The 327-nt window shown below is 50.8% G+C and carries 1 rRNA gene; it reads right to left on the bottom strand.

The features are described 5' to 3' along the window. Nucleotides 1-223, bottom strand: a 16S ribosomal RNA gene (locus M3193_RS16625); the annotation flags it as partial. Between the last annotated feature and the right edge of the window lie 104 nt (nucleotides 224-327).

The following is a 327-nucleotide window of genomic DNA, read 5'->3' as shown; positions in this document are numbered from 1 at the left end:
CAGCCGAAACCGTCTTTCAGAGTTCTTCCATGCGGAAGAACCGATTATTCGGTATTAGCCCCGGTTTCCCGGAGTTATCCCCATCTGCAGGGCAGGTTGCCCACGTGTTACTCACCCGTCCGCCGCTAATATCAGGGAGCAAGCTCCCATCAATCCGCTCGACTTGCATGTATTAGGCACGCCGCCAGCGTTCGTCCTGAGCCAGGATCAAACTCTCCATAATAGAGAAATTCGAGTAGCTCGAGTTTCTTGCTGGCATCAATTAAGATGTCAATTTGAATCCGAAGATTCGTTTGTTCTTTTCACCGACAGAGTCGGCTCCAGAAC

Origin of the sequence: Sporosarcina luteola, assembly GCF_023715585.1 — a bacterium.
Taxonomy (GTDB): domain Bacteria; phylum Bacillota; class Bacilli; order Bacillales_A; family Planococcaceae; genus Sporosarcina; species Sporosarcina luteola_D.
This window is presented reverse-complemented; position numbering and strand designations above follow the sequence as displayed.